Genomic DNA, 15601 nt, shown 5'->3' with positions numbered 1-15601 from the left:
GAACAGAAGATTGGCTTACGAGTCCCCGCTGGGAAAAGTTTTTCTCACAGGCGTCGTTCATTCGATCGCGCGCCGCTCGTAGATGCGCTACGCTGAGCTCGAACCGACAATGAACGCCTCAGCGACCTGGGAGAGCGTCCTGGCGGCGCCGGCGCCGCGCCAGCATATCGCCCAGCTCTATACGGAGCCGGGATTCCTCGCGCGCGCCGTCGGCCGCTTCGCCGGCGAGGGTCTGCGCCGCGGCGAGGCCGTTGTTCTCGTCGTCACGCCTTCTCATTGGCAGACCATCGCGCGCGGTCTGGAGGACGAACGGTTCGCTCTCGACGATTTCCAGCATCGCGGGCAGCTCACCGTTCTCGACGCCGCCGAGTGTGTGGCCCAACTCCTCGTGAACGGCATGCCCGACCGCGCGCGCTTCCGCACGCTCATCGGCGGCACGATCGAGGCGGCGACCGCCGTAGGCCACGGAAGCGTCCGCGCATTCGGCGAGATAGTCGACCTGCTACGCCGCAGGAGCCTGGCCGCCACGATCCGGCTCGAAGAGCTGTGGGCCGAGCTGATGACGACGCACGCCTTCTCGCTCCTGTGCGGCTACTCCCTCGACAACTTCGACTCGCAGATCCACCGCGGCCTGCTCCAGCGCGTGAGCGCCGCGCACTCCGACGTCATTCCCGTCGACGATTACGCGCGGCTCGAGCGCGCCGTGGAGCGCGCGTATGCGGACATCTTCGGTCCCAGCGGCGAGCCCACATCCCTCCGCAGCACGTTCCTGGCCCACTACGCCAGGCCCGCCGCGATGCCCGACGCCGAGGCGGCCATTCTCGCCGTGCGCGAGTTCGTTCCGGTGATTGCCGACGCGCTCCTGGACAGGGCTCGCCGCCACTACCGCACCGATAACGACGCTCAGGCCGCGAATTATCATAGCTAGGCCAGCGGCCCCGGCGATCCGCCCTCCGGGGAAAGACGCGGGAGCACCTGCTCTCGCAGCAGCGTCATCGAGCGCTCCCAGGCCGCCCGCGGGCGCCATTCGTGGGCGATCACCAGCAGCGTTCCGAAGCCTCCCACCTGGTCGCCGAGGGTCCTCAGCTTCGCAGCCACCGTGTCGGGATCGCCCACGATCCAGATGTCCTCCAGGAGGTACGGGAGCGTCACCTCCGAATCCGGCATCGCCGGGTCCGTCTTGATGATCTCGAGTCCCCGCATCTTGCCCAGCAGCGGAAGGAAGTAGTCGCGGTAATCGCGCGCCAGCGGGCCTTCAACGGCTTGACACCGTCCGGCCCGAATGATGAAGTGTGCCGACCTCGATGGCGGAAACGCTGGGCTTCGGCCGGTGGGCTCCTCGAACGCTCCTGAGGGAACCGACATGGTGCGGCGCACATCGGTCATGCACAAGGATGTGGCCCGGGAGAAAGGCGTCACCGAGCAGAGCCCGCTCATGGACAAGATCAAGGCGCTCAAGGGGCTCAAGCTCTCGGGCGTGGCCGTCGGGTCGTTCTCCTATCAGGTGATGCTCTACTATCTGCTCAAAGCGGGGATCGATCCACAGAAGGACGTCGAGCTCATCGGCATCGGGGCCGGCCCGGCCATGGTCCTGGCGCTCGAGCAGCGCAAGGTGGACGCCTTCGCGACCGGGACCCCCGTCCCTGACGCGGCCGTTCACCGCGGCTTCGGCGTGATGATCGTCGACAATGCCGCCGGCGAGGACCCGGACTTCAGCGAGTTCATGATGAACAGCATCATCATCCACCCTGACTACGCCAAGCAGCACCCGGAGATCGTCCGTAAGGTCGCGCGCGCGCTCGTCCGCGCCAACCGGTGGCTCGCCGAAAACCCGGCCGAGGCGGCGGTGGCCTCAATGAAGCCGTTCCTGGGGCGCCTGGACGACGCGATCATCCTCGCCGGGCTCAAGAAGGTCCGGCTCGGCATTCCGCCCGACGGCCGGATCACCGAGCGGGCCAGCAAGCTCACGCAGGACTTCATGACCAAGATCGGCGCCCTCAAGGCCCCGATCCCGTACGAAGCGCTCGTGACCCACGACTTCCTGCCGAAGTGATCCCCGGCCTCCCGTGAGCGACGCGCCCGTCGGGGCCGCGCGGAAGTGGGCCATCACGCTCTCGGTGATGATGGTCACGGTGATGCAGGTCCTCGACACCAGCATCACCAATGTCGCCCTGCCCCACATGCAGGGCTCGTTCGCGGCCAGCATCGACGAGATGTCGTGGGTCATCACCTCCTACCTGGCCGCCAACGCCGTCATCATCCCCGCCAGCGGCTGGCTCACCGCGGTCTTCGGCCGCCGGCGCTTCTACCTCATCTGCACCGTCACCTTCACCGTCAGCTCGTTCCTCTCGGGGATCGCGCCGAACCTCGAGTTCCTGGTGCTCATGCGCATCCTCCAGGGCCTCGGCGGCGGCCCCGTGATCCCGATGGCCCAGGCCATCATGTGGGAGATCTTCCCGCTCGAGCAGCGCGGCACGGCCATGGCGGTCTGGGGCTTCGGCATCATGCTGGCGCCGATCCTGGGACCGACCGTGGGCGGCTGGATCACCGACAACTGGTCCTGGCGCTGGATCTTCTACATGAACCTCCCGATCGGCATCCTGGCCTTCTTCATGGTGAGCGCATTCCTGTTCGATGCGCCGTTCCATCGCCGGCCCCGGCACGTCGACCTCGCCGGGATCGTCCTGATGATGTTCGGCTTCGGCTGCCTCCAGCTCGTGCTCGATCTGGGCGAGCGCCACGACTGGTTCGACTCGGCGCTCATCCTGACGCTCGCTCCCCTCGCCGTATGCATGCTGGCCGGCTTCGTGATCCGGGAAGTCCTGGCCGAGGAGCCGATCCTCGATCTCAGCGTCTTCAACGACCGGAACTTCGGCGTCAGCTCCCTGGCCATCTTCCTGATCGGCTTCGGGTTCAATTCGAGCCTCCTGCTCCAGGCGCTCTATACCCAGAAGATCCTGGGCTACGACGCGTGGACGTCCGGCCTCACGCTGGCGCCCGGCGGGCTCGGAACGATGGCCGCGCTCATGATCTCCGGAACCCTGGTCTCGCGGATGGATCAGCGCCTGATGCTCGTCGGAGGCTGCCTGCTGCAGGCGGTGGCGCTCGGGCTCATGACGCGCGTCACGGTCACGATGGACTTCTGGAGCCTGGCCTGGCCGCGCTTCCTCCAGGGATTCTCCATGGGCTTCATCTTCGTTCCTCTCCAGGCCCTCGCTCTGGCCACCATCCCGACCGAGCGCCTGGCCAACGCGACGGCCGCCTACAACGTCGTCCGCAATATCGGGGGCAGCATGGGGGTGGCGGTGGCCACGACGCTGCTGGCCCGGCGCAGCCAGCAGCACCAGGCGATCCTCACCAGCCACGTCCACGCCTGGAACCCTGCGGTGGCCGAGCGACTCCAGGAGTGGACCCGGCACTTCGTGGCCCAGGGCGCCGACACCTTCACCGCCGGCCGGCAGGCCCTGGCGACGCTGTACCACGAAACCATCGTGCAGGCGCAGATCCTGTCCTACGCGGACGACTTCTGGCTCCTGCTGGTGGTGTACTGTGCCGTCCTGCTCCTGGTCCCGTTCATGCGCAGAGTCCGGGCGGAGCCGGCCCCTTCCCGGGATAGTCCGGAGCCGCCCGCGCGCGATCCCGGACTTCCGGCGCCGGACTAACCGGCTGGGGGCCTCGAAGGCCCCCAGACCCCCACACGCTCGGAGGCCGTCGGCGAAGCCGCCGTCCTCCTCGTCAACGCCGGCCCCCAGACCCCCACACGCTCGGAGGCCGTCGGCGAAGCCGCCGTCCTCCTCGTCAACGCCCGGCCCCCAGACCCCCACACGCTCGGAGGCCGTCGGCGAAGCCGCCGTCCTCCTCGTCAACGCCCGGGACCGACAGCGGAGTCCACCACGTGATTGCCGGCTATTGCACTCGCGCGCCGAGGCCGCCCTCTCGCGGGCGCGCCACCGGAGCACGTAGCGCCAAGCCGGAGATTGGTTCCTACGCCTTCACTCGCAAGTCGGCCCTCGCTCCTGGTACCGGTGGTCCGTGCGTCCGTCGCCTACTCTACGGGACAGCCCCGGCCTTCGCGGATTACGACAACCGCCCCATTCGAAGAGTGTTCACGATCGATGGGAGGCACAATGTTGCACTCACAAGAACAAACAAGGTGCGGGGGAACCCTTGAGGTTCCCTCGCTCTCCTCCTTCCGAGGCGAAGCCGTGCGCCCCGCCCTGCATCACCGGCTCAGGTCGATCGCGGGAGCCGACCCGAACCCGGCACCTTCGGTGGGGCGGCCGCCGCTCTAACCGGCGTGGCGCACGAGGCAACCGTCCTTAGGGATTGTTCTGGCAGCCGGCGCCCCCCCCAACGTCGTCGAAGTTGCAACTCTGGCAGGAGTCCTTGTCGCCGCCGATGACACTGACCCAGCCCACCAGCCGCGCGCCGGCCGCGTCGCCACCGTTGGAGATCCTGATCCGGTCGTCCACGTCCTTCGTCGAGCCGATCGCCTGCGAAAAGCTGAACGACCCATCCGACTTGATCGGGAACTGGACGAAGTCCCCGTCTGCAAACGTTGCCCGGACGAACCCATCGGGGCCGGACGAGTGCGCGGTGACGGTCGCGCTGAACGTGGCCGGGTGCTTCACGGCGCACTCGGCACCTCCGAAGGGCGGCGCCTCAGTCGCGGGGTTCGTCCCATCGAAGATCGCGAAGTCGGCTTTGGGCCTGGGGCCTGCATTGGCGAGCGTCCAGGGGCCGAGAGCTACCACTAATCCCGCACTCATCAAGAGAAACGCAACAACCGACCACCTTTTCATGGCTTTCCCTTCCTCTACTGGACATCTGGTATTGGACATCTGGTCGTCTTCGCTTCCTTCAGTCAACCCGTCTCTCACCTCCCTCCCTGAGGCCGGATGATCGTGTCGCAACGCACGGACTCGGAAAAGTGTCCGCCACGTCAGGCACTATTAACCCCAATCCGAAAATAATCGCGACGTGACGCACCCCTTGACCCTGAAACTTCTCGCGAGGTGGAATCCGTTCCTCGATCCTCGAAGGTCCTCAGTGCGCGCAGCACAATATCAGGGTGCCGTAACGATTTCGTGATTGAGGCGTGAAAGTTTCGCAAAGGAGGGGGCCCGCGTCACCGGAACCGATGGGTGGTAATATTGGCCACCCTTCGCAGGCTAGGAGCCATGTCGCGCGTCAGCGTCGCCCTGCTCGGGGGCTTCCAGGCCCGCCTCCCCTCGAGCCTCCCGGTGTCCCTGCCGGCCAGGAAGGCCCAGGCCCTCCTCGCCTACCTGGCGCTGCGCCCCGGGCAGGCGTACTCCCGCGAAAAGCTCGCCACCATTCTCTGGGGGGAGGCCGGTAACGAGCAGGCTATGAGCAGCCTCCGCCAGACCCTCTCGACCCTTCGCCATGCGCTGCCGGCCACCAAGCCCGGAAGCCTCCTAACCGAGGGCACGACCGTTGCCCTGAATCCCGCCGCCGTGGAGGTCGATGTGGTGGCGTTCGAGGAGCGGGTGGCCGAGGGCACGCCGGAGGCCCTCGAGCAGGCCGCGGCGCTCTATCGCGGCGACTTCCTTGACGGCTTCGCCGTGAAGGCGGCGTTCTTCGAGGAGTGGCTCGTCGCCGAGCGTGAGCGGATCCGGACGCTCGCGCTCGCGGCCCTGACCAGGCTCCTCGCGCACCAGGAGAAGGCGGTGCAGACCGAGCTCGCCATTCAGACCGCCGTCCGCCTCCTCGCGCTCGATCCGTTGCAGGAAGCTGTCCACCGCACGCTCATGCGTCTTTACTCCCGGCAGGGCCGGCGAGCCGGTGCGCTCCGGCAGTACCAGATCTGCCTCGGCGTCCTGCAGCAAGAGCTCGGTGCCGAGCCCGAGTCCGAGACCAAGCAACTCTACCGGGACCTCCTACGGCGCGACGCGGCGACGCCACCGACCCCAGCCGGCCACGCGCGAGGGACCCGTCGGCACCGTACCGCGTCAAGGCTGCATCCCGCCGTCCCCACGCCCGAGACCCCCCTCATCGGCCGGGAGGCGGAGCTCGCTCGATTACGTCAGGCGTTCGAGGAGGTACGGCAGGGGCGGGGGCGGGTCGCCCTGATCGTCGGGGAGGACGGGATCGGCAAGAGCCGCCTGCTGCTGACACTCGCCGCCGACGTGGCCAACAGCGGCCGGCTGCTCCTGGGGCGCGCCTACGAGACCGAGCAGATTCTGCCCTTTGGTCCCTGGGTCGATGCGTTCCGCTCCGGCCAGGTGACCGCCGAGCTCGAGCTGCTGAGTGTGCTCCCGGCTCACTCGCGAGCCGAACTGGCCCGGCTGCTCCCGGAGGCGGACATGCCGGGCCTCCCGCCCAGCACCCACGACGCGCGCCGCCTCTTCGAGAGTGTCTGGCACTTCATCGAGGGGCTCGCGGCCATGGCGCCAGTCGGGCTGATGCTCGAGGACATGCACTGGGCCGACGAGATGAGCCTCCGGCTCCTCGCCTTCGTCGCTCGCCGTATCCGGGAGGCGCCGGTCCTGATCCTCGTGACGGCACGGGAAGAGGAATTCGCCGGCGCCCCCGTCCTCCGCCACGTGCTCGAGGAGCTGCTGCGGGAGCCGCACTTCCTCCACATCGCGCTGTCGTCGCTCTCTCACGGAGACACGGTCGCGCTTGTTCGAGCGCTCGCTGGGGCCGGTCTCGCCGGCGCCGCCGTCGCGCGCCTGGCTGAGGAGGTCTGGGCGGTGAGCGAGGGCAACCCCTTCGTGGTCGTCGAGGCCGTGCGCGCCATCCAGGAGGGGACGGCCTCCGCCGGGCCCACCGGGGTCCGTCTGCCCGAGCGAGTCCGGGAGATCATCGCCCGACGGCTGGAGCGGCTCCATAAACAGAGCCGGCAACTCGTCCTGGTGGCCGCCGTCATCGGGAGGGAGTTCGATTTCGCCCTCCTCCAGCGCGCCGCCGGCCTCGCCGAAGGCGACAGCGCCGAGGGGGTCGAGGAGCTCGTCCGACGGCGGGTGCTACACGGCGTGGGGGAACGCTTCGAGTTCACCCACGACCGGATCCGCGCGGTCGCCTACGCCCAGCTCCTGCCCCCGCGGCGGAAGCTCTTCCATCGCCAGGTCGCCGAGGCGATCGAAGCGCTTTATCCTGACAACCTCGAGCTCCACACGGCCGCCCTCGGCCTGCACTACCGCGAAGCCGAAGTGTGGCCGAAGGCCCTCACCTACCTTCGCCGAGCCGGGGCCCAGGCGGCGGACCGCTCGGCCCACCGGAAGGCAGTGGCCTGGTTCGAGCAAGCGCTGGAGGCCCTGGCGAATCTCCCCGAGAGCCGCGACACCATCGAGCAGGCCATCGATCTCAGGTTCGATCTCCGCAACGCCCTCCTTCAGTTGGGCGATCTGTCTCGCCTGCTCATGCGCCTGCGCGAAGCCGAGGCGCTGGCGGTGCGGCTGGACGATCAACGACGGCTGGGGCGGGTCTCGTCGTTCATGGCCGTCTGCTTCTTCCAGATGGGCGACCACGACGGCGCGATCAGGTTCGCCGAGCGGGGGCTCGCGATCGCCAGGGCCTGCGGGGATTTCGGACTCGAGGTTCAGATGAACTTTCGCCTGGGGCTGGCCTATCACGCCTTGGGGGAGTATCGGCGAGCGATCGACATCCTCAAGAGGAACGTCAATTTGCTCACCGGCGCGCGAGTGTCCGAGCGATACGGGATGGCGGGGCTTCCAGCGCTCCTATCACGGGCCTGGCTGATCTCATGCCTGGCTGAGATCGGCGAGTTCGTCGACGCGACGACGCTGGCTCGCGAAGGATTTGCGATCGCCGACGCGATCGACCAGCGATGGAGCCTGGCCTGGTTGTGCTTTCATGCCGGCCTGCTTCACCTTCGCAAGGGAGACCATCCTCAGGCGGCGACGCTGCTCAAACGCGGGCTCGAAGTCTGTCGGTTGGGGGAGATCGGACTCCTGGTTCCGTGGTTCGAGTCGGCCCTGGGGTATATCGACGCCCTTTCGGGCCGCGCCTCCGAAGCGCAGCCGCGCCTGGAGCAGGCCATCGACCGCCTGGCCGCTATGGGCTATTCGACGTGGAAGCCCCTCTTGATCACCTGGCTCGCCGAAGTCGCCGACGCCGCCGGCCGCATCGACGACGCGATCCGGCACTTGTCGCGGGCCCGTGAACTCGCCCAGGTCCAGAAGGAACGCGGGCACGAAGCGTGGGCGCTCCGTGCGATGGGCGAGGTCATATCCCATCGCGCTCCCGCCGAAGGCGAGGAAGCCGATCGCTACTACAGCCAGGCTGTGGCGCTGGCCCAGGAACTGGGCATGCGCCCCCTCGTTGCGCACTGCCATCTCGGTCTTGGCGAGCTGCTCCGGAGAGCCGGGAGGTGGGAGCTAGCGAAGGAGCATCTCGCGATCGCGACGAAGCTGTTCTGGGACATGGACACGCCGCTCTGGTTGGCGCGCGTGGAGGCGGTACTGGCCTCCTGAAGCTACCGACACATCCGCCGGCGGTGGCCTGGCCGCCGCTACTGGAGCTCGCGGATCGAGGCTGCCCGCTCGCGCGGGCGCCACCGGAGCACGTAGCGCTCCAGCCGGTTGAGCACGCCGTTGAACAGCATCACGCAGACCATGAGGACCAGGATCCCGCTGACGGCGCCCGTGGTGTCGAACTGGTTGGTGTTGAACTGGATCATGTAGCCGAGCCCCCGGGAGGCGGCCATGAACTCCCCGATGATGGCGCCGATCAGGGAGAAGGGGGACGCCGACCTTGAGCGCGATACGCAATAAGCACTACGGGCGTCGAGTCGCCTCGACGCCCGTAGCACTGCGAGTCGATTATGGCCTGACGATCGTCAGGTGGCTACCGCCAGGCGCGACCGTCCCCGCTGTGTTTCTCGCCCTTCGAGAACCACGAGTGCCAGCACAGGGCCGCCAGCGCCGAGCCCAGCAGGGGGCCGACCCACCAGACCCAGTGGCCGGTCCACATTCCCGAGGCGAGGGCGACGCCGAACACGAGCGCCGGGTTCATCGGGGCCCCGGTCAGCGCCATGCCGAAGAGCCGCCCGAGCGTGGTCGTGAGACCGACGACGACTGGAGCCGACCCTTTGCCGCCGGAGGCCAGGAACGCAACCACCAGGGTGAAGGCGAGCATCCCTTCCACCACGAGGGCGGCTTCCGCGGTGACCCGGGGGCCGAGCGCCGGAAGACCGAGGACCAGGGGCACTCCTGCCGGTAGCGCGAGCTTCAACAGGACGGCGCCACAGACGGCGCCGACGAGCTGAGCGGCGAGATACATCACACCGCGCGTGAGGGTCATCTGGCGCATGATCATGGCCCCGAGCGTGAGAACCGGGTTCAGATGACCCGCGGACATGCCGGCCATCGTGTAGACCAGGAGCCCGAAGGCCAGGCCGTGCGCCATCGAGGTGACCAGCAGGCGGGACGACGAGAGCTTCTCTCCCAGCATCCCTCCGGTGACGATCACCACCCCTGCCGTGAAAAAGGTCAGCAGCAGGGTCCCGAGTAACTCCGCCGAGAGCGCTCGCCGAGCCGCAACGGACCGGACCTCGGCGCCCAGCAGTGCTGACGGCATCTTGAGGACGACGAGCCCTTCTGACGCTGTTCTGCTCATGGCACCCTCCCCGGGTAGGGCGGGAGCAGGTTTCGAGCCAAAGTTAAAAGCAAGAGAAATCAACCACTTAACACCCAGGCCCCATGTCAGGATGCGCCCAACTCGAGCCTCCCTGCCGAGGTGGCACCTGCCCTCGCTCGGACCGCTACCGGGCCTTCGCCCGGAATTCGGCACGCCGGTTCTGGGCCCAGCAGCCCTCGGTGTGCTCGGGGCAGAGCGGGCTGCGCTCGCCGTAGCTGGCGGTCGTGACGCGGTCGGCCTCGACCCCCTGGGCGATCAGGTAGCCCCTGACGGCGTTCGCGCGCCGCTCCCCGAGCTTCAGGTTGTGGTCGTCCGAGCCGCGCTCGTCGGCGTGGCCGCCGATGACGATCGTCATGTCCCGGCGCGACTTGAGCCAGCGGGCATTGTCCTGAAGGAGCCGGGCGTCACTCGAACGGATCTTCGCCTGGTCCAGGTCGAAATGGATGTTCTTCAGCTCGGCCATAGCGGCGGGCTCTGGCGACTGCGCAGCGGGGGCTGCCGCGGCCCTGGGAGGCTGGCCTGGCCCCGCCTGGCCTGGACCCGTCTGGCTTACCGGAGCCGAGGGCCCCGAGTCGCACGCAGCCAGGCCGACCGACATCACGAGTGCCGACAGCACGAGATGAAACCGAACGCTCATTTGAGGTTCCTTCCTGGCGCTTCGGGCAAGCGCCTCTTGGCGCGCATGACGCGCGGACCCGACTGGAAGGCGGGAGGAGCAGCAACCATGCCAGAGCCGGCGTCTCGCAAGCCCGCTTGCTGGCGGCGATCTTGTCGCTCGACCCCTTCGGGCTCGTGCCGGGTAGGTATGAGGCGATGCCAGTCAGACATGCGGCGCCGGATTCACGTCGGGCGATGAGAGCGTGCGCCGCCGGGCCGCGGAATCGGCGCGCCCTCGTTGCATCCCCGGGGGGGGTTGCGCTAGTGTTTCCGCGGCTCGGCGCCGTCGTCACAATGCAGTGCGTAGAACCCCACACACAGGGAGGAACCCATGCGATTCATCGCCATCGGCATCGCCATGGTCGTGGCGCTCGGCGCGGCGAGCGTCACCGCCCACGCCCAGTCCTGGCGCCCGCCCGCCGACAACCAACGCTGCCCCTCGAAATGGGGGGCGGGCGACGAGCGAGGTTCGGCCAACCACATGAAGCCCGAAACGGTGCTCCGGGCGACACGGCTCATCCGCACCGGAGAGGTGATCGAGCTCGGCCACGAGCTCGCTTCGTCGATGCCGTTCTTCGGCACCCGGCGCTTCGACGTGCACACCAAGCGGACCTTCATGAACGTGCCGACGAACCGCCGCGGCAGCAACGAGGAGATCGTCATCACCGAGATCGGCCAGGTGGGCACCCAGCTCGACGGCTTCGCCCACCAGACGATCGAGAACAGCATGTACAACTGCTTCAAGGTCGACGAGGTCTCATCCCGGGGCGGGTTCACCAAGCTGGGAATCGAGAAGGTCGGCGCCCTGATCACGCGCGGCGTGCTGATCGACGTCGCCGGGCTGAAGGGCGTGGACATCCTGGGCGACAACTACGAGATCACGGAGCAGGACCTGCAGCAGGCGCTGCAGCGGCAGAATTTGAAATTGCAGCCCGGCGACGCCGTGATCATCCACACCGGCTGGGGCAAGCTCTGGGGCAAGGACAATGCCCGCTACGTGAAGAGCTGCCCGGGTGTCGGCGTCAAGGCAGCCGAGTGGCTAGTTAAGCAGGACCCGATGCTGGTCGGGTCGGACAACTGGCCGGTGGAGGTCGCGCCCAATCCCGATAAGGAGATCTCCCTGCCCGTCCACCAGATCCTGCTCGTGATCAACGGCATCCACCTGCTGGAGAACATGAAGCTGGACGAGCTGACCTCGAAGCGCGTACACGAGTTCGCGTTCATGATGCAGCCGCTGAAGGTCAAGGGCGGCTCGGGCTCGACCGTCGCGCCCATCGCCGTCCGCTGACGACCGGGGTGGGGGCGGTCAAGCCGTCCCCCACCCTTTCCAAACTCACTAGGCCCTCGACCGCGCGTCCCTGAGGGCCGAGCGCACGCGCTCCGGCAGCATGGGGAGCTGACGCAGCCGCGCGCCCGTCAGCGCGGCCACCGCGTTGCCGATGGCCCCGCCCATCGGCGGCAGGCCCACCTCGCCGATCCCGCCCGGAGGGTTGTCGGTGCTGATCACCTGGACGTGGATCTCGGGCGCGTCGGCCATGCGAAGAATCGGATAGTCGTGGAAGTTCGACTGCTGGACCACGCCGTTCTCGATGGTGATGCGCTCGCCGAGGACATGGCTCACGCTGGATGGCGATGCCGGGATCGACCGCGCACCAGACCTCGTGCACCCGGATGCGCCCGCTCTGGCGGGGCACGCGCGATCTCGTCGAGGAAGGACTCGATCGCGAACTTGGTGTAGCCGGCGCCGACGGAGCGCCAGAGGCCCACGTCGTAGCCCCGCTCCTCACGGAAGAGCTCGTGGCCCTCGATGACGGGCAGGTCCTTCTGCACCTGATTCGCCGGGTCTTCAGGCGCCGCTTCCCGATCTGAAGCGTGAAAGGGAATCCCTGGATCTGGGAACTCCTTTGCTCTGCCGTCTGCGTTTAGCCATGGCCCGCGACTTGCTGCAGCGACGGACATGGCGCGCGGCGGGTTCTACTCGGTCGACTCGCTTCGAGGGGTGTATGTTCTTCTTGTGGACGAGGACGCCGAGAATCGGACGGTCTCGAGCGCGATCCTGCGCTACTGCGGCGCGCTTGTCCGCGACATCGCCTCCCTCGACGAGGCTCTGGTGGCCATGCGAGAGACGACCCCGGGCGTGGTCGTCGTGGGCGTCCGGCCTCCCGCCAATTCGGCTTTAGCCCTGATCCGAGGGCTCCGATCCTTGCAACCCGAGCATGGAGGAAAGATCCCCGCCGTCGGTGTGGGGCCGATTTCGGAGGCGGACGCCGCCCGCCTGAACGGCTTCGACAGCTATCTGGAGGAGCCAATCGACCCATGGGCACTTTGTCGGCTCGTGTCCGAATTGTCGAGCTATGGGGCGCGAGGTGCCGTCTACTACGAGTGAGCTGCTGGTCGGCGTTCACGTCCTGGTGGTTGACGACAATGCCGACACGCTAGAGTTGTTCAAGACGATCCTCGAGTACACCGGGGCCCTGGTGTCGGTGGCCAAGACCGCCGAGCAGGCGCTCCGCTTCTTCGACCATGTCGTACCCGATGTCCTGGTCAGCGACATCTCGATGCCGGAGCGCGATGGCTACTGGCTCATCGGAGAGCTACGGGCGCGCGACGCCGAGCGAGGCGGCGCGGTCCCGGCCATCGCGGTGACGGCGATCTTGGAGCACGGGCCCCGGCAAGTCCTGTCCGCCGGCTTTCAGGTCCACCTCCGCAAGCCCGTCGATCCGTGGGAGCTCTGCCGCGTCGTCGAGACACTGGCGCGACCGCGCCAGTGACCGTTGGCGATTGGGCCGTCAGCGCGCCAGGAGCCGCCGCGCGCGCTCGGCCGCCTGCACCAGCCCCCCGGGGAGCAGGAGCACGATGGCGATGAAGAGGGCGCCGAAGACCAATAGGTGGAAGTCCACCCAGCGCAGGGCCAGGTACTCCTTGAGGAAGACGTAGAGGACGGCGCCCAGCACGGGGCCGTGCAGCGTGCCGACGCCGCCGATGAAGGTGACCAGGAGCGCGTCGAAGGTCCAGTGCGGGCTGAAGGGATGCGACGGATAGTAGCTGATGTGGTAGTAGGCGAAGAGCCCGCCGGCCAGCCCGGCCAGTCCCGTGGAGAGCGCCAGCGCCGTCAGCTTGAGCCCCAGCGCCCCGACGCCGGACGCCTCGGCCGCCTCCTCGTCCTCGCGGATCGCCTGCATCCCGAGCCCGACCCGCGAGGTCGCCAGGGCCGCCACCGCGGCCACCGACACGGCGGCCAGAGCCAGCGCGAGATAGTAACGGTGCGACAGCCGGTAGGCGGCGATGGTGGCCGTGGGCAGCGTGGAGATCTCCGGGAGGACGTTGCCGACCGTGGTCCGCGAGATCTCTCCCAGCGCGAGCGTCCCGATGGCGAAGTAGGCGCCGCGCAGCCGGAAGGCGGCCACGCCGATGAGCAGCGCGATGGCCGTCGCCACCCCGGCGCCCGCCGCCATGGCGAGCACGATCGGTGTGCCGCCGATCCAGAGCGTGCGCGCCACCAGCGCGCCGAGGCCGAAGAAGGCCGAGTGCCCCAGGTTCACCTGGCCGGCATAGCCGGCGGCGATGTTCCAGCTCTCGGCGAGCGTGATCGAGAGCAGGATCAGGAAGACGAAGTTGAGGACATCGTCCCGACGGACGACCAGCGGCAGCAGCGCCAGCGCGGCCAGGGATATCAGAATGGCCCCCGCCCAGCCCAGCTCGTGCCGCCTGGCCAGTCGCCTCACCGCCCGAAGAGCCCGCGCGGGCGGACGACCAGCACGACCACGAAGATGACCAGCCCAACCACCTCGCGGTACGGGCCGCCGAAGGCGGCCGCGCTCGCCGCCTCCGCCAGGCCGAGGAAGAGACCGCCGACGAAGGTGCCGATCATCGAGCCGAGCCCGGCGAGGACGACGACGATCAGCGCCTTGAGCGTCCACTCGAGCCCGATCGAGGGGCTGACCGAGTAGCCGACGCTGACCAGCGTGCCGGCGGCGCCGGCGAGGCCGGTGCCGATCGCGAAGGCGAGGAGGTATGCGCGCCGGACGTCGATGCCGGTCAGGAGCGCGGCCTGCCAGTCCTCGGCGGTGGCGCGGATGGCCTTGCCCCAGCGCCAGTGCCTCAGCAGGAGGTGCAACCCGCCGATCAGGGCGAAGGCCAGCGCGAGGCTCAGCAGACGGACGACAGGGATCGAGAGGTCGCCCACGCTGACCACCGCGCCACCGTAGGGGGTGATGATGGAGCGCTCGTCCGCTGTCCACAGCCGGACGGCCAGGGCGTGGAGCGCCAGAGCCAGGCCGAAGCCGATCAGCAGCGAGTTCTTCACCCGCGTCTCCTCGTCGGCGCGCACCACGAAGCCGAAGAGCGCCCAGTAGAGGCCGAGGCCCAGCAGCAGCGAGAGCGGCAGCACCAACACGAGCGAGGCGAAGGGATCGATGCCGAGGAGGGCAACGGCCCAGAAGGTGCCGTAGCCGCCGAGCATGATCAGCTCGCCGTGGGCGACGTTGAGGACCTTGAGGACGCCGAAGACGAGCGAGAGCCCCGCCGCCGCCAGCCCGTAGATCCCGCCGATCAGGAGCCCGAGCAGGAGCTGCTGGGCGAGGATCGTCACGCGAGCGGGCCGAGATAGGAGCGGCGGACGTGCGGGTCTTGCAGCAGCTCGGCACCGCGACCCTCGCCGACGATCCGGCCCCCCTCGAGGACATAGGCGCGGTGGGCGAGGGTAAGCGCGGCCTGCACGTTCTGCTCGACGAGGAAGATGGCCACGCCGGCGCGGTTGATCTCGACCAGGGCCTCCAGGATCGACCCCACCAGGCGGGGAGCCAGCCCCAGCGAGGGCTCGTCGAGCATCAGGAGCCTCGGGTTGGTCATGAGCGCGCGCCCCACGGCCACCATCTGCTGCTGGCCGCCGGAGAGCGCACCGACGATCTGCCGGCGGCGTTCGCTGAGGACGGGAAACAGCGCATAGACCCGCTCCAGGTTCGCTCGCTTTTGCACCCGCGCCCGGGCGGCGAAGGCGCCCAGCTCGAGGTTGTCCTCCACCGTCATGCTGCCGAAGAGGCGGCGCCCCTCCGGCACCATGGCCAGGCCGCGCTCGACGATCAGGTGGGTGCCGACGGATCTCAGATCTTCGCCCTCCCAGCGGATCACGCCCGCGCGCGGGCGGAGGAGCCCCGCGATCGACTTGAGGAGCGTGCTCTTGCCGGCCCCGTTCGGGCCGAGCAGGGCGACGATCTCGCCCGATCCGACGGAGAGCGTCACTCCCGACAGGGCCCGGATGTCGCCGTAGGCCGCCACGACGTCACGGATCTCAAGCACGCGGTCGGCTCCCCCGATCACCGCC

The 15601-nt window shown here is 68.4% G+C and carries 17 protein-coding genes; 7 read left to right on the top strand and 10 right to left on the bottom strand.

Going from position 1 to position 15601, the window contains the following annotated elements; translation table 11 throughout:
* Window positions 1–109 precede the first annotated feature (109 nt).
* Window positions 110–928 carry an MEDS domain-containing protein gene (locus VGV13_15165; protein ID HEV8642433.1) on the top strand — a complete coding sequence of 273 codons (819 nt, stop codon included), beginning with the start codon at window positions 110–112 and terminating at the stop codon, window positions 926–928.
* On the opposite strand, the gene VGV13_15160 is transcribed toward VGV13_15165, so the two are convergent.
* The gene (locus tag VGV13_15160; GenBank protein ID HEV8642432.1) at window positions 925–1203 is read right to left on the bottom strand and encodes a hypothetical protein; all 279 of its coding nucleotides are present in this window, start codon (window positions 1201–1203) and stop codon (window positions 925–927) included. The two genes, VGV13_15165 and VGV13_15160, sit on opposite strands and share 4 nt — an antisense overlap.
* Window positions 1204–1363: 160 nt before the next feature.
* Here VGV13_15160 and VGV13_15155 point away from each other — a divergent pair, with 160 nt between their 5' ends.
* A complete protein-coding gene (locus tag VGV13_15155; protein ID HEV8642431.1) occupies window positions 1364–2053 on the top strand; it encodes an ABC transporter substrate-binding protein in 690 nt (229 codons plus the stop codon).
* A gap of 13 nt (window positions 2054–2066) precedes the next feature.
* The gene (locus VGV13_15150; GenBank protein ID HEV8642430.1) at window positions 2067–3662 is read left to right on the top strand and encodes a DHA2 family efflux MFS transporter permease subunit; all 1596 of its coding nucleotides are present in this window, start codon (window positions 2067–2069) and stop codon (window positions 3660–3662) included.
* 657 nt (window positions 3663–4319) lie between these two features.
* Here the strand turns inward: VGV13_15150 and VGV13_15145 are convergent.
* Window positions 4320–4631 (bottom strand): hypothetical protein, encoded by a 312-nt coding sequence (locus VGV13_15145; GenBank protein ID HEV8642429.1) that lies wholly within the window; start codon window positions 4629–4631, stop codon window positions 4320–4322.
* Between the two features lie 549 nt (window positions 4632–5180).
* Between VGV13_15145 and VGV13_15140 the strand changes: the two genes are divergently transcribed.
* Window positions 5181–8456 (top strand): AAA family ATPase, encoded by a 3276-nt coding sequence (locus VGV13_15140; GenBank protein ID HEV8642428.1) that lies wholly within the window; start codon window positions 5181–5183, stop codon window positions 8454–8456.
* Between the two features lie 38 nt (window positions 8457–8494).
* Here VGV13_15140 and VGV13_15135 read toward each other — a convergent pair whose 3' ends face one another.
* The 3 genes from VGV13_15135 to VGV13_15125 form a co-directional block, all read right to left on the bottom strand.
* Window positions 8495–8689, bottom strand: coding sequence for a hypothetical protein (locus VGV13_15135; GenBank protein HEV8642427.1), 195 nt, complete (start codon window positions 8687–8689; stop codon window positions 8495–8497).
* Between the two features lie 140 nt (window positions 8690–8829).
* Window positions 8830–9600 (bottom strand): aquaporin, encoded by a 771-nt coding sequence (locus VGV13_15130; protein ID HEV8642426.1) that lies wholly within the window; start codon window positions 9598–9600, stop codon window positions 8830–8832.
* 145 nt (window positions 9601–9745) lie between these two features.
* Complete coding sequence (locus VGV13_15125; GenBank protein HEV8642425.1) at window positions 9746–10084, bottom strand: OmpA family protein; 339 nt, start codon at window positions 10082–10084, stop codon at window positions 9746–9748.
* 525 nt (window positions 10085–10609) lie between these two features.
* On the opposite strand from VGV13_15125, the gene VGV13_15120 reads away from it, so the two are divergent.
* On the top strand, window positions 10610–11566 hold the full coding sequence (locus VGV13_15120; GenBank protein HEV8642424.1) for a cyclase family protein: 957 nt from the start codon (window positions 10610–10612) through the stop codon (window positions 11564–11566).
* A gap of 48 nt (window positions 11567–11614) precedes the next feature.
* Here the strand turns inward: VGV13_15120 and VGV13_15115 are convergent, their stop codons facing one another.
* Together VGV13_15115 and VGV13_15110 are read right to left on the bottom strand one after the other, a co-directional pair.
* On the bottom strand, window positions 11615–11899 hold the full coding sequence (locus VGV13_15115; GenBank protein ID HEV8642423.1) for a hypothetical protein: 285 nt from the start codon (window positions 11897–11899) through the stop codon (window positions 11615–11617).
* On the bottom strand, window positions 11896–12108 hold the full coding sequence (locus tag VGV13_15110; protein ID HEV8642422.1) for a hypothetical protein: 213 nt from the start codon (window positions 12106–12108) through the stop codon (window positions 11896–11898). Before VGV13_15110 ends, VGV13_15115 begins: the two co-directional genes overlap by 4 nt.
* Window positions 12109–12235: 127 nt before the next feature.
* On the opposite strand from VGV13_15110, the gene VGV13_15105 reads away from it, so the two are divergent.
* Entirely contained in the window at window positions 12236–12664 is a 429-nt protein-coding gene (locus tag VGV13_15105; GenBank protein HEV8642421.1) for a hypothetical protein, read from the top strand.
* Window positions 12645–13049: a response regulator gene (locus VGV13_15100; protein HEV8642420.1), complete on the top strand. Its 405-nt coding sequence runs from the start codon at window positions 12645–12647 to the stop codon at window positions 13047–13049. The genes VGV13_15105 and VGV13_15100 overlap by 20 nt, the downstream gene beginning before the upstream one ends.
* 18 nt (window positions 13050–13067) lie before the next feature.
* Here VGV13_15100 and VGV13_15095 read toward each other — a convergent pair whose 3' ends face one another.
* The 3 genes from VGV13_15095 to VGV13_15085 are packed head-to-tail and all read right to left on the bottom strand — an operon-like array spanning window position 13068 to window position 15597.
* Window positions 13068–14003, bottom strand: coding sequence for a branched-chain amino acid ABC transporter permease (locus VGV13_15095; protein HEV8642419.1), 936 nt, complete (start codon window positions 14001–14003; stop codon window positions 13068–13070).
* A complete protein-coding gene (locus VGV13_15090; GenBank protein HEV8642418.1) occupies window positions 14000–14869 on the bottom strand; it encodes a branched-chain amino acid ABC transporter permease in 870 nt (289 codons plus the stop codon). Before VGV13_15090 ends, VGV13_15095 begins: the two co-directional genes overlap by 4 nt.
* A complete protein-coding gene (locus VGV13_15085; protein ID HEV8642417.1) occupies window positions 14866–15597 on the bottom strand; it encodes an ABC transporter ATP-binding protein in 732 nt (243 codons plus the stop codon). The genes VGV13_15090 and VGV13_15085 overlap by 4 nt, the downstream gene beginning before the upstream one ends.
* Window positions 15598–15601: the final 4 nt, after the last annotated feature.

Source organism: Candidatus Methylomirabilota bacterium (assembly GCA_036001065.1).
Taxonomy (GTDB): Bacteria; Methylomirabilota; Methylomirabilia; order Rokubacteriales; family CSP1-6; genus MNEF01.
The sequence above is the reverse complement of the archived record's forward strand: the minus strand, read 5'-3'. Positions and strand labels throughout refer to the sequence as shown.

Bases quoted from the DNA above. Each gene is read 5' to 3' on its own strand.
- VGV13_15165 (HEV8642433.1), top strand. From the start codon at position 110: ATGAACGCCTCAGCGACCTGGGAGAGCGTCCTGGCGGCGCCGGCGCCG.
- VGV13_15160 (HEV8642432.1), bottom strand. From the start codon at position 1,203: ATGCGGGGACTCGAGATCATCAAGACGGACCCGGCGATGCCGGATTCG.
- VGV13_15155 (HEV8642431.1), top strand. From the start codon at position 1,364: ATGGTGCGGCGCACATCGGTCATGCACAAGGATGTGGCCCGGGAGAAA.
- VGV13_15140 (HEV8642428.1), top strand. From the start codon at position 5,181: ATGTCGCGCGTCAGCGTCGCCCTGCTCGGGGGCTTCCAGGCCCGCCTC.
- VGV13_15135 (HEV8642427.1), bottom strand. From the start codon at position 8,689: ATGGCCGCCTCCCGGGGGCTCGGCTACATGATCCAGTTCAACACCAAC.
- VGV13_15130 (HEV8642426.1), bottom strand. From the start codon at position 9,600: ATGAGCAGAACAGCGTCAGAAGGGCTCGTCGTCCTCAAGATGCCGTCA.
- VGV13_15125 (HEV8642425.1), bottom strand. From the start codon at position 10,084: ATGGCCGAGCTGAAGAACATCCATTTCGACCTGGACCAGGCGAAGATC.
- VGV13_15120 (HEV8642424.1), top strand. From the start codon at position 10,610: ATGCGATTCATCGCCATCGGCATCGCCATGGTCGTGGCGCTCGGCGCG.
- VGV13_15105 (HEV8642421.1), top strand. From the start codon at position 12,236: ATGGCGCGCGGCGGGTTCTACTCGGTCGACTCGCTTCGAGGGGTGTAT.